12 protein-coding genes and 1 pseudogene are annotated in these 12,687 nt (G+C 52.1%); 9 read left to right on the top strand and 4 right to left on the bottom strand.

Annotated elements, in window-relative coordinates; all coding sequences use genetic code 11:
• Positions 1–9 precede the first annotated feature (9 nt).
• From ACFOLF_RS01005 to ACFOLF_RS00990, 4 genes and pseudogenes are all read left to right on the top strand, one after another.
• Positions 10–1,467, top strand: a complete 1,458-nt coding sequence (locus tag ACFOLF_RS01005) for a DHA2 family efflux MFS transporter permease subunit (RefSeq protein WP_210040789.1) — start codon at positions 10–12, stop codon at positions 1,465–1,467.
• Between the two features lie 377 nt (positions 1,468–1,844).
• Positions 1,845–3,311: pseudogene (locus ACFOLF_RS01000) on the top strand (beta-galactosidase); the annotation flags it as partial.
• A gap of 71 nt (positions 3,312–3,382) precedes the next feature.
• Complete coding sequence (locus tag ACFOLF_RS00995; RefSeq protein ID WP_379113833.1) at positions 3,383–3,877, top strand: beta-galactosidase trimerization domain-containing protein; 495 nt, start codon at positions 3,383–3,385, stop codon at positions 3,875–3,877.
• A 13-nt stretch (positions 3,878–3,890) separates the two neighbouring features.
• Positions 3,891–4,886: a DUF4432 family protein gene (locus ACFOLF_RS00990; RefSeq protein WP_210040795.1), complete on the top strand. Its 996-nt coding sequence runs from the start codon at positions 3,891–3,893 to the stop codon at positions 4,884–4,886.
• A gap of 56 nt (positions 4,887–4,942) precedes the next feature.
• Here ACFOLF_RS00990 and ACFOLF_RS00985 read toward each other — a convergent pair whose 3' ends face one another.
• Positions 4,943–5,845 (bottom strand): DMT family transporter, encoded by a 903-nt coding sequence (locus ACFOLF_RS00985; protein ID WP_210040797.1) that lies wholly within the window; start codon positions 5,843–5,845, stop codon positions 4,943–4,945.
• Entirely contained in the window at positions 5,842–6,657 is an 816-nt protein-coding gene (locus ACFOLF_RS00980; protein ID WP_210041030.1) for an alpha/beta fold hydrolase, read from the bottom strand. Before ACFOLF_RS00980 ends, ACFOLF_RS00985 begins: the two co-directional genes overlap by 4 nt.
• A gap of 279 nt (positions 6,658–6,936) precedes the next feature.
• Between ACFOLF_RS00980 and ACFOLF_RS00975 the strand changes: the two genes are divergently transcribed.
• Genes ACFOLF_RS00975 through ACFOLF_RS00960 form a run of 4 tightly spaced genes read left to right on the top strand, consistent with a single transcriptional unit; the run spans position 6,937 to position 9,556 of the window.
• Positions 6,937–7,497, top strand: a complete 561-nt coding sequence (locus tag ACFOLF_RS00975) for a TetR/AcrR family transcriptional regulator (protein ID WP_379113831.1) — start codon at positions 6,937–6,939, stop codon at positions 7,495–7,497.
• A 49-nt stretch (positions 7,498–7,546) separates the two neighbouring features.
• Positions 7,547–7,840 (top strand): hypothetical protein, encoded by a 294-nt coding sequence (locus ACFOLF_RS00970; protein WP_379219387.1) that lies wholly within the window; start codon positions 7,547–7,549, stop codon positions 7,838–7,840.
• Positions 7,841–7,845: 5 nt separating this feature from the next.
• Complete coding sequence (locus ACFOLF_RS00965; RefSeq protein ID WP_379219385.1) at positions 7,846–8,028, top strand: PH domain-containing protein; 183 nt, start codon at positions 7,846–7,848, stop codon at positions 8,026–8,028.
• Entirely contained in the window at positions 8,015–9,556 is a 1,542-nt protein-coding gene (locus ACFOLF_RS00960; protein ID WP_210040800.1) for a PH domain-containing protein, read from the top strand. The genes ACFOLF_RS00965 and ACFOLF_RS00960 overlap by 14 nt, the downstream gene beginning before the upstream one ends.
• A gap of 153 nt (positions 9,557–9,709) precedes the next feature.
• On the opposite strand, the gene ACFOLF_RS00955 is transcribed toward ACFOLF_RS00960, so the two are convergent.
• Positions 9,710–10,171 (bottom strand): nuclear transport factor 2 family protein, encoded by a 462-nt coding sequence (locus tag ACFOLF_RS00955; RefSeq protein ID WP_210040802.1) that lies wholly within the window; start codon positions 10,169–10,171, stop codon positions 9,710–9,712.
• Positions 10,172–10,356: 185 nt separating this feature from the next.
• On the opposite strand from ACFOLF_RS00955, the gene ACFOLF_RS00950 reads away from it, so the two are divergent.
• A complete protein-coding gene (locus ACFOLF_RS00950) occupies positions 10,357–10,932 on the top strand; it encodes a TetR/AcrR family transcriptional regulator (RefSeq protein WP_210040804.1) in 576 nt (191 codons plus the stop codon).
• A gap of 159 nt (positions 10,933–11,091) precedes the next feature.
• Here the strand turns inward: ACFOLF_RS00950 and spoVB are convergent, their stop codons facing one another.
• Entirely contained in the window at positions 11,092–12,642 is a 1,551-nt protein-coding gene (gene spoVB, locus ACFOLF_RS00945) for a stage V sporulation protein B (RefSeq protein ID WP_210040806.1), read from the bottom strand.
• Positions 12,643–12,687 lie beyond the last annotated feature (45 nt).

Below are 12,687 nucleotides of genomic sequence, written 5' to 3'. Positions count from 1 at the left end.
TTCCTGTATATGTCCGAAGAAACAGCAGCCATTACCCCCGTGAAGTCTGTTCGTGAGCTGGTAGGACCGTTGATAGCGATTATTATTGGCATTTTTATGGTTATTTTGGACAGTACTGCGGTTAATGTGGCCATTCCCGTACTGGTGGAGGATTTCCACAGTTCATTGGCAGTCATCCAGTGGACTGTAACGGGCTATGCCCTCGCGCAGGCAGCTGTAATTCCATTGTCCGGCTGGATGATGGATCGTTTTGGAGCGAAGCTTATCTTTATGATTTCCCTCGTTTTGTTCACACTCGGCTCCGTGCTGTGCGCATTCGCTACGACTTCGGATCAACTGGTTTTCTTCCGGATTCTGCAAGGCCTGGGGGGCGGCATGGTCACACCGATCGCATTTGCAATGACCTACAAGCTCAGTCCTCCAGAGAAAGTAGGAGCCATTATGGGGATGATGGGGATTCCGATTCTGCTTGCACCTGCACTGGGTCCCATCCTGTCCGGTTACCTCGTCGATTATGTAAAATGGGAATGGATATTCCTGATTAACGTACCTGTCGGAATTGTTGGATTGATTCTGACGATGATCCTGCTGCCGAAGTTCCCGAAGCAATCCTCAAGCTCGCTGGATATGCTGGGGATTATTTTTGGGCCGCTGGCCTTCGTAGGTCTTTCCTACGGATTGAGCGAAGGAGGCACCAGCTGGACGTCTGCCAAAACCATTATCGGTTTAGCGGTAGGGGTCGTTTCCCTTCTGCTGTTCATCTACATTGAATTGACCAGAAAAAAAGAACCTCTGCTGGAGCTCAGAGTTTTCCGTTCATCCTTATTCACCCGTGGAATTCTGGTTCAATGGGTGCTGCAGTTCGTCATGTTTGGAATGATTTTCACCGTGCCTTACTTTATGCAGCTATTAATGGGGATGAGTGCCTTCCATGCGGGCATATGGACGCTTCCTCAGGCAATCGCAGCCGGTATATTCATGCCGATCGGAGGGCGGTTATATGACCGCATCGGAGCGCGTCCGCTCGTTATTATCGGGTTAGCTTTTGTCACCTTGGGCGCATATCTGGTGTCCAACATTGATCCGACCGAGAGCGCCTGGTCATTCCTGATTCCCCGCGCGTTAATTGGAATGGGGATGGGGCTGTCGTTTCTTGCACTTAACACGCATCTGATCCAATCTGCGCCGCAAAAGCTGGTCAGCCGGGTTACTTCCCTGACCAGCGCAGCCCAGCAAGTAGTGACATCCTTCTCCGTCGCAGGTCTTACGACAATTATTGTAAGCCGTACGACTCATTATGTTGCTGCAGGAGAAAAGCAAATGCCGGATGCCACGACACATGCTTTTCATTACACCTATCTGATTCTGGCTGGGCTTGCATTAGTCGGCCTGCTGCTGGCTACTACGCTCAAACGTCCGAAAGTGGAAGGTGCCGGAACAACGGCTCCAATGATGGAAATGGGCTGATACCGTACAAACGATTGTTTAAATAGAGGCGGCAGACCGGGACTTTTATCGTCCTGGTCTGCCGTTTTTTTGTCCCCCCATACTGCAGCCGTCTATGACTGGCACTCTCCCCGACCGCACGTATTTACTCGAAATCCCACGAAAATGCCGGCATTTCCGCTTTGCGCACCCGATTTCCTGATTGAGAACTGAGTTTCCTGCGGTTTCAGAACTTTTTTCCATTCTTAAAACTATACAGACCTGACGGGAAAAACTAATGTTGATTCTGGAGAGGAGAATAATTTCAAGACGGCATTAAACCAGGATTTACATTTTAGCGGCGGGTATCCGGCAGGCTGTTGCCACTGGATGAACGCTTTTCATAGGGGAGATTGCGGATGGACACTAACAAATCAAAGCTTCGCCTGAGATTCGGCGGAGATTATAATCCCGAGCAGTGGCCGGCAGAAATGCTGGAACGTGATGTGCGTCTGATGACGGAGGCGGGCGTCAACACCGTCACGCTTAATGTTTTCGGCTGGGGGATGATTCAGCCGGAGGAGGAGCGTTACGATTTCAGCCTCCTGGATGCCGTCTTCGACTCGCTGGAGCGGAGCGGAATCGATATCGTATTAGCTACGCCGACGGCGGCCCCGCCCGCCTGGATGTTCCAGAAAGAGCCGACTATGCTGAAGGTCGGCGAGGACGGCATGAGAGCGGTGCACTGGAGCCGGCAGGCCTATTGCCCCAATCATCCCTTGTACAACAGGGAAATACGCAAAATGGCCGCTGCCTTGGCGGAGCGGTATGGACGCCGAAGCAATCTGATTCTGTGGCATATCAACAACGAATATATTATCCACTGCTACTGCGGGAACTGCGCTGCACGTTTCCGGGAGTGGCTCCAGATCAGGTACGGATCGCTGGAGCGGCTTAACGAGGCATGGCAGCTCAGTCAATGGAGCCTGCAGCGGACGGATTGGCAGCAAATCACGCCTCCGCTCGGGGGGATGGCCCATACAAGCCACAGTCTGGATTATCAGCGCTTCCTCTCGGACAGCAGCCTGAACAACTTTCTGGCAGAGAAAGAAGAGATCGTCCGGATCACGCCGGAGATCCCCGTGACGACGAACTTTTACTCCCTTGACTTTCAAGGGCAGATTCATCATCAGTGGGCGCCTCATCTGGATGTGATCGCCTGGGATTCGTATCCGCCGCACAAGGATCATGCGGTATGGGCGGCCTTCCAGCATGATTATTTCCGCAGCATGAAAAGGAAGCCGTTCATGCTGATGGAGCAGGCGACAGGCAGCGTCAACTGGAAAGCCTATAATCCGGCGAAGCGCCCCGGAATGATGCGTTTGCAGAGCTATCAGGCGCTTGCACGGGGGGCAGAGGCGGTTATGTTCTTCCAGATTCGTCAGAGCCGCGGCGGGGTGGAGAAGTTCCACAGCTCCCTGGTCAGTCACGGAACGGAAACGGAAAACCGTATATACCGGGAAGTCAATCGATTGGGGCGTGAGCTGCAAGCGATGGGAGATATCGGACAAGGCAGCATCCGGGCAAGAACCGCCGTGCTGTTCGATATGACGCTTACGTGGCTGGTCGATTGGAACAAAGCCAGTCTCGACATTGCTTACCGCGAGACAGTGACAGCCTTCTACCGGCCGCTCTACGAGGCGAATATTCCTGTCGATGTGGTGCATCCGCTGGCCGATCTGAACAGCTATGAGATCGTTGTTGCGCCCATGCTGTACATGTTCGAAGCGGGCGTGCCGGAGCAGCTGCGCAGGTTCGTGGAGCGCGGCGGCAAGCTGGTGATGAGCTATATGAGCGGAATGGTGAATGGATGCGACGTGGTTGAAAATGGAGGCTTCCTGCGATTCAGGATGTATTCGGAATTTCCATTGAGGAATGGGATGCGTTCGAGCCGGAAATGTCCAACAGGATCGCTTGGAATGACGGGAGAGCGCAGACAGGCTCGGTCGTGCCGGAGTCGTACGAAGCTGCGAAATGGGCGGAAGTGGTCCATCTGCGCGGCGCCGAGGCGCTGGCGCTGTTCCGGGAGGATTATCATGCCGGGATGCCTGCCGTGACCCGTCATAGATACGGGAAAGGCGAAGCCTATTATGTGGCGACTCATCCCGGGGAAGCCTTCCTGAGAGAGCTGCTTCTGGACATCAGCTCCGCCCATGGGGTCGAATCACTGAGCCTGGATGCGCCGCTCGGTGTGGAAATTACCGTACGCGAGCAGGATGGCATCCGCTATTGGTTTGTACTGAATCACAATGCCGCTCCTGCAGAGATTGATATGGGAACAGCGAATAGGGAGCCTTGGTTTGACTTGATTGGTCAGCGCAGTCTGAGCGATGGACGAATCGCTCTGGAAGGTTACGGTGTCGCCGTTCTGCGGCAGCCAGACATGATGTGAGCGGAATGGAGGCATGGTCATCATGCGGGGAGCCTGCGAAGCTTCAGAAGAGATTATCACGGGCATTCAAGCGGTCCGTCTGGAAAATGAATGGTTGAAAGCCGTCATCCTTGTCGGCAAGGGAACGGATATCTGGGAGCTCATTTATAAGCCGCTGAATATCAGCCTGCTGATGAGAACCGGACCCGGATTGGAGCCGCTGCGCGGGAGAGATCTGCGAAAGGACAGGCTCGTTCACTACGCGGATCCGTATCCGGGCGGTTGGCAGGACATCATTCCGAATCGGGCCCGTTTCGGCAATCGGGAAGTCGGCCATCAGCGGGAAGGGGAATCCTGCGGGATTCCATGGGACTATGAGATCAAGCGGCAAGAGGGAGAGATTTCACTGCGCTGCTGGGTGTCTCTGCCTTATACCCCCCTGTCGATAGAGAAGACATTCCGCATAAGAACCGGAGAGCCCGAGCTGTACATAGCCGAAGAGATCACGAATATCAGCGGGGAATTGGTTCATTTTATCTGGACCCATCATCCGGCATTTGGCAGTCCGCTGGTCGACGAAGGCTCGCAGCTGCTTCTTCCGGAAGGCAGCAGGGCATTTAATATGAGGCGCTATGAACAAAACAGGGAAGAACCGATCGAATCGTTCGAGGAGGAGACAACCTCCGTTACACTGGCTGGCGGCAAGCGGAAAAACCTCTTGAAGGTCGATGCCCGGGAACCCGGCGGCGAAAGCTGTTATATGCCTTTGTTTGGGTTTACGCACGGGGAGGCAGGGATTTACAATCCGAATCTGCCTTTTTTACTGCGGCTCCAATGGGACAGCGACACATTTCCCTGCCTGCGCTACTGGTCGCAAAATGACAACGACATGTATACGGTGGCTCTGGAGCCCTCCAGCTCCAGGTTCTCGGACATCGACGATTGCCTCCGATATAACAATTGCATTACGCTTCAGCCTGGAGAAAAACGTCCGGCATGGGTGAATGTGCGCCTCGAACATCCGGAATAGTCCGGAAGCGTGATCGTGAAATGGTGGCAGCGGCAGTCCATCTCCGGACATTCCTTTCATGTCTGTGGATGCCGCTGCTTATGAAATACCCCTGAAGCCGTCAGTACCCCGAGTATCACCAAAACTGCGCCTGATATTTGGATAACGGATACAGAAATGCCAGCAGCAAACGAAACAATCATGGTTACGACAGGGACGAGATTGAAAAATAGAGATGTTTTGCTTGCCCCGATTTCCTTCATCCCTTTGTTCCACCACAGATAGCCCAATACGCTGGTGAAAAAGGCCATAAATAAGATTGCTCCCCAAGCCCTGACCGGAATGTCAGGCAGCGTTACAGGGCCAGTCGTGAACAGAGAAACCGCGATTAAACATACAGCGCCAATGATCATCGTATACGTGGTTGTGGATAAGGGACTTCCATCCTGAATATGTCGACGTCCAAATACGCCGTAAAAGGTCCAGCACAAGTTTCCGCCAAAAATGATTACATCTCCGATTGAAAACGACAACGTCTTGATCGTATCGGCTGATCCGTTCACAACGACTAACAATACACCAATAAATGCCAGGCATATACCGGCCGCCTGTTTTTTGGTAATCCTGTCTTTTAAAATAATCCGGGCTAAAATAGTGGTCAGTAAAGGATTCAGCGCCATAATAAGCGCACCATTGACAGACGATGTATACTGGAGCCCCACAAAAAATAAAGTGCTGAATCCAAAAATTCCAACAACCCCAAGCACGATATACCAGAGGGCATTGCGCTTTATCTGACGTTTATCAATACCTTCCGTAACGATTAAAATTATCAGCAAGGCCGCAGCGGCAAACCCAAAGCGCCATGCGGCGGCGGCGAATGGAGAAAAATAGCCTACCGCATACTTCGCAAGATTAAAAGAGGGTCCCGTGAAGACCGCAAAACCGGCTAACATCAAGTATATTTTTATTTGTTTCATTCCAGGCGCAGCTCGTCCAAAAAATTCTTTACGGCCTGATAAAAACCATTGACGTCATCAGAGTGGACACCATGACCGCATTCTTCAAAAACCTCCAGCCTGGTATGAGGTCTTCGTGACACCATGCGCTCCGCTTCTTCCAGTCGGAGAGCCCAGCTTTTTTTACCATGGACGAGCAAAATAGGACAAGTGGAAGCCAGCCAATCCTCCCACCAAATTCCATTCATGCTTTGGGTCGAGATGGCCATCCCCTTAATATCAAAGCGGAATCCCCAGCCTGATTCATCCTCAAACGCACTCTCGGAAAAGTAATCGACTGCCCTGAATCCTGTACGGACAAGTGCTTCTCTCAGCTGCTGCAGCGAAGCGGAACGCTCCGGGAGCTTAACTACAAAAGATATATCATGCTTTAATTCGACGCCGATGTCCTCTACAACAACTGCATGGACCAGTTCAGGATACAGGGCAGCAAACTGATAAGCGTTAACTCCGCCCAGCGAATGACCGAGCAGGGTTACAGGCGTTCCGCCCAGTTCCTGGTGAATCAGGTTATAGATATCCGCTGCATAGCTTTCTCTTGAGTAATCTTTGTCAGCGGGGTGCTCGCTCCAGCCATGGCCGCGCTGGTCCAGGGCGACTACCCGCCAATCGTCGAATCTGGATGCCAGTGTGGAAAATTCCCGGGCATTTCCCATATGTCCATGCAGCAGCAGCAGTATTTTTTGACCCTCTCCACCAAAATCAAGATAGGAAAGCTTCATACCACCTGATTTGAAAAATTTTCTAATGCCGATTGTTTGATGCGAAATCATCATGAATGTCTCCTTTTACGTTTTTGTCCGCCAGCCCGTGTATGCCGGGCTTGAATCCAATTGTAGCTCGCAATAGTGACAAGTCTTGTCATTATTATAAAAAATGACCGCCAACCGGAATTGGCGGTTCAAGGTCCAGGAGGTTTTTCTGGCTGGAGAGGAACAGAACCCATTGCAAATTTAGTACGACCGTACTAAAGTATAGCCATGGAAACAAAAAACATTTCGACCGGTCATAGTAAAGAGTCCTTTATCGAAAAGGCTCGAAGAGCCCAAATTATGGAATGCGCGATTGAAACGATTGCTGAACGCGGGTTTGCGCAGGCATCCATCGGACAAATCGCCAAACGTGCCGGCATCAGCAAGGGAGTTGTTTCCTATCATTTCTCCAGCAAAGAAGAGCTTATGCATCATATAGTGACCGCATTGTATGTTGACGGAGCAGCCTTTATGTCCAGGATTGCAGAGGAAACGACTCCGGCAAGCATGCTGCGGAGCTATATCGAGACGAACCTGGCATTCATCGGAGCCCATAAACAGCATGTTGCGGCAGTAATGGAAATTGTATGGAACGCGAGAACGGAGGATGGGAAGCTGCTTTATGCAAAGCCCGCAAATGATGCGATTCTTGTTCCGTTGGAAGCGATAATACGGTGGGGACAGGAAGAAGGGAGCTTCAGAGCGTTTTCGGAATTCGGAGCCCGGGTAATGGCGATGACGATTCGAAATGCAATCGACCGTGCGGGTTCGTTGCTGGCCGATCCGGCGTTCGATATCGAAGCGTATACACTGGAAATGGCCACTCTCTTTGATTTGGCTACCCGCCGGCAGCCTGATTAGACTGGTCTTGAGGAAGAGGAATAATCAAAAAAAAGCACAAGGGGGCAATATGAATCCTGATTCCGCCATGTTACGGATTGATCCCAAGGTAATTCAAGCAAGAAGGCTTGAAGGCTGGATAACGATTTCCATTTATGTTGTCATTATTGCGGTATTGTCAGGGCTGACTATCCGTTTTGATTGGACCCTGTGGATTGTCATCGCCGCAGCTGCCTGGACGGTCGTTTCCATTCCTTTTGAAATCGTTTTGCTGCCCCGCATGAGGTACAGGTCGTGGCGGTATCTGATAAGCGAGCACGAAATTGAGCTCTGGCACGGTTTTTTTTTCGGAAACGAACGCTGATTCCGATGGTCCGTATCCAGCATATCGATGCCAAGCAGGGGCCGATCCTGAAGCATTACGGCCTTACGACCCTCACATTTTCCACAGCGGCAGGAAGCCACGAGATACCAGCATTGACGGAGAGTACGGCGGAACAAGTGCACAGACAAATCGCCACGTTAGCGAGGCTTATCGATGAAGAAATCTGACCGTCATGGAACCCATGATTACAAGAGACTACATCCGGCAGCCATGCTCTATTTTGTCGCCAAAATCCTGAAGGAATTATATGGGCTCCTGCCAGTCATTCCAATTATTGTGGTATCTGCGCCCACTTTGTTAGGAGAGTCGGTTAACCGGTTTTGGTTATCGGTATGGCTAATCGTGTTCGTGTTATTGCTGCTGACTTTATTCAGCTGGCAGCGTTGGCTGCGCTTTAAGTATCGAATTGAGCATCGGGCCATCTATATCGAGCAGGGCATTTGGGTGAAAAAGAAAACATGGATTACCCGGGACCGGATCCAGTCGATCGACACGACGGAAAGCATCTACGACCGCGTTATGGGGCTGGTCCGATTGCAGGTGGAGACGGCAGGCGGCGAAAAGCCGGAAGCGGTGCTCAGCTCCATATCGGCAGCAGAGGCGCGCCGCATTCAGGAATCGCTGGGATTTGCGGCCGCGCCGCCGCTCGTGCATCCTGATTCTGTTCCTGACCGGAAGGAAACTGATTTGAATATCCCGGCTGCAGCTGGTACGGCATCCGTACATGATCCGTCCGGGGATCAGAAGATGATTTTCTCATTCCAGAGGCTCCTCGTTCATAGCGCGACATCCGGCATGATCGGGTATGTATTCATTATCCTGATCATTCTCCTGTTCAAGTATGGAGAAGATATAATGAAATCACTCAAGCTGTGGGAGAGTTTTCCGGATTGGCTGGATTCCGGATGGATTACGGTGTCCTTAAGCCTGGGTCTGTTGATTGTCGTATCCTGGTTACTCGCGGTGACGGTGACCTTTCTCAGAGATTACGGGTTTCAATTGGAATTGAGCAATGACAAGCTGACCATAGAACGGGGTCTATTGGAAAGAAAGCACTTGACGATACCGCTTGACCGCATTCAGGCGGTTCATCTGGTCCGGCATTGGCTTCACCGGCCATTCGGATGGGTGAGTATCCGGGCGGTAGTAGCAGGTAAAACCGAGAAACAGGAGAAATCGATCCTCATATTCCCGATTGTTCGAAGCGGAGAAGCCGCCGATGTATTGAACAGGTTTATTCCATCTTTTACGCTGCCGGAAGCATGGAGGGGACTTCAGCCGAGGGCATGGCGCTATTTTGTTTTTACGCCGGTGCTTTGCTGCTTGATTGCTGCCGTTCCGGCGATCATTTGGATTCCGGGAAGTCTTGGCTGGCTAACGCTCCTGCTTCCGGCCGTAATCCTGCTGACGGAGCAAATGGCTTACAGACAGATGGGTTGGTCGGCCGCTAACGGGCAAATTGCGGTTCGATATGGAGGTTTCTCGCTCCATCAGGCGCTTATACCGAAACGCCGCATTCAATGGGTTCAAATGTCGCAGACGCCGTTTCAGGAACAAAGAAAGCTTGCGAATTTGAAAATCGCTCTTGCTGCCGGAAGAGGAGCTGCCAAATTTACTTTACGCTGCGCTTCAGAGTCAGATATCCGACAACTGGCGGATTGGATTTCGATCAGCAGGAAGGATAGCAAGAAGTAGATTCATTTTCTCTGAAAAAGAAATTCGGGCAAAAAGCTTGCATCCTGTGGAGGAGGCAAGCTTTTTTTTAATACCGATTCCTGCATTTGGCCGAACGTGACAAACCAGATTGATTTGACATACAAGTCATGGATACCTCTACCGCCCGGTGTGTCATAGGCCAAGATCGGAGAGACCGGGATGCCCCTCAGGCCGGCGGCCGAGAGGCCAGTGAAATTTTCGTTCAGATTCTTGAATGGGCAAATCATTGATCGACGCAAATCTTCGCTTCATCAGACCGTGAGCATCGAACTCCCAATTCTCGTTCCCGTAGGAGCGGAACCATTGTCCGCTCTCGTCATGCCATTCGTACGCGAATCTGACCGCGATTCGATCATCGGTGAACGCCCAAAGCTCTTTGATCAGCCGGTATTCCAGCTCCCTGTTCCACTTTTGTGTGAGAAACGCGACGATCTCGGCCCGGCCGACAGGAAACTGGGCGCGATTCCGCCAGCGGCTATCTTCCGAATAAGCCATTGACACACGCTCCGGATCCCGGCTGTTCCAGCCATCTTCAGCCAAGCGAACTTTAGCCATCGCGGTTCCCCGCGTGAATGGCGGTACAAGAGCAGCCATACAATCACTCCTTAAATAATATGATTGTCCTAGTATAGACCGATCGGTTTATAAAAAGCAACTGTTTAAATTTTCTGCCGTTGGATATAGCGGAAGATCCGTTGGGGGATGGGCGATTGGAACACTTGCATCTCTAAACCGATCAGTCTATACTGGAACAATTCGAATAAAGAGGGGAATAATCTATGACTCGTACCGTTTTCGAGAAGACCGATGTCGTTCCGCTTATTGCCGAGGTTTTTCGGGAGCTCGGTTACGAGGGCGCATCCATGAGCAAAATCACGGCAAGAACCGGCCTTTCGAAAGGAAGCCTGTATTACTTCTTTCCGGGGGGGAAGGAGGAAATGGCAGCCGAGATTCTTGCGCATGTTGATGCTTGGTTCGTAAGCAAGGTGTTTGAGCCTCTCGAACAACATGATCCTCAGCAGGCTATTTCAGAAATGTGGCAGGAGGTTGAAACGTATTTTAATTCTGGAAAGCGGATTTGTCTGGTGGGCGCTTTTGCCCTTGACGAGACCAGAGACCGCTTCGACGCGGTCATTTGTCAATATTTCAAAAGATGGATCGACGCCTTGTGTGCAGCTCTAGTACGGGCGGGAACCACGCGCGAAACCGCCGCGATTGTATCGGAGGAGGCGGTTGGCGGGATCCAGGGAGGTTTAATTCTTGCCAGAGCGCTCAAGGATGACCTGATCTTCGGACGTACTGTCGCCGGCCTCGCCGAGCGGGTTTCGAAGTGCATTCCTGGCGGCACTCATTAGCATTTTCTTTGAGCAGGCCGCTTTTCTGTTCTTAGTGAATGGAGGTTTTTTGAATAGACGGGAAATGGATGCGAGAACCGGAAGAGGGGGACGGGAATCACGCCGCAGCTTGAGACTCCCGCTCCTTCCAACACCGTACCTTGCCATGTTACAAACCGCTTACCGCGGTATCGAAATCGTACCCCGCGTGTATTTCCACTTCAACGTATCCATCAACAAGAGCGCAGCGAAGTAAAGAAGCAAAGAAGCGGCAATTGAGCCTATTACGCTCCATAACAGCGGCAGCTCCTGGAGGGTCAGATAGTCGAAGGTCCAGCGCCCGCATAACGCCATCAGCACCATGGAGAGGCCAGCCTTGATATAGGGTTGGATGCTCCAATAAAATCCGATCGAGCTTGAAATCGATAAAAAGTTCAGCAGCGTTTGCATGATGATGCCGATACCGATGCCGTATGTGACGCCAATGATGCCGAATTGGCTGCCGAATACGAAAATGGAGACTGCCTTGAATACGGTGGCTACGACGAAATTCCACAGCGTTGCATTCGCACGGCCAAGTCCGAGCAGGATCGCATGCAGCGGTGCGTCGAAATAATGCAGGAAAAACATCGGCGCCAGAATTTTCAGCAGCAATCCCGCTTCCGGCGCATTATAGACGAGCGTCGTGAGCGGAGTTGCCCATTCAAACAGAATAACGGTCGCCGGCGCACCGATCAGAAGTCCCAGGCCCAGTGCCTGATTCATCCGTTCATGAATAAGCAGACCGTTCTTGTTCGCGGCTGCCTCGCCAATGGCCGGTACGAGCGCGGTGGACAGGGATTGCGTAATAAAGCTCGGCATGAACAGAAGCGGAAAGGCATATCCGGCCAACATGCCGAACTGCTTGGTGGCGAGCACCGTGCCAATACCGGCCATCGCCAGGCTTGTTGTAATGAGCAGCGGCTGGAATGCGCCGAATAGCGATTGAATAACGCCATGGCCTGTCGTTGGCAGGCCGATCTTCAGCAGCTCGGAAAGTGTGCTTCTACCTTGCTTCAGGTGGCTTCCCCAGGTCTCGCCCCTGGCCTTCGATTCACCGTATAGCTTGTAGCTGGTCATCAGGAATAAGAGGCTGATCGCTTCGCTGACGACAGAGGCGGCCATTGCGCCCGCAGCCGCATACGCAATGCCATAGGGCAGCAGCAGATGCACCATTGCCAGTACACAGGCGATCTGAACCGTATGCTCCAGCACATCGGAAGCGGCGATGGTCTTCATCTCCTGCATGCCGCGGAAGTATCCCTTCAGCACCGCAGAGACGGCGACAATCGGCGCGATCGGCGTGATCGCGAGCATCGCGTAATAGGCGCGCTGGTCGCTCAGCAGGATGGATGCGATCCACTCGGAGCCCAGAAACGAGATGGTCGTAAGCGCCACGCTCAAGACGCCGGTGACAGCGAGCGAGACATGCAGGATGCGCCTTACTTTCACACGCTCATTGCGGGCGCTGGCCTCCGCGACCAGCTTTGATATCGCCACCGGCAAGCCGAGCTCCGTAATGGTTATGACGAGCGGCACGAGAGGATGTGCCATCATCAAGAGACCGATTCCCTCCGCGCCCAATACGCGAGCGACATACATGCCGCTGATAAAGCCGAGAATACGGTTGATAAAAGCAGCAACAGATAACACCAGCGTACCTCTCATGAATGTTTGCCCCGGTTGTGCCATAGCTTGGTTCCTCCTGATTATCGAATACTTAAATGTATTCATCAT

Origin of the sequence: Paenibacillus sepulcri, assembly GCF_042647105.1 — a bacterium.
In the GTDB taxonomy this organism is placed as follows: Bacteria; Bacillota; Bacilli; order Paenibacillales; family Paenibacillaceae; genus Paenibacillus_Z; species Paenibacillus_Z sepulcri.
This window is presented reverse-complemented; position numbering and strand designations above follow the sequence as displayed.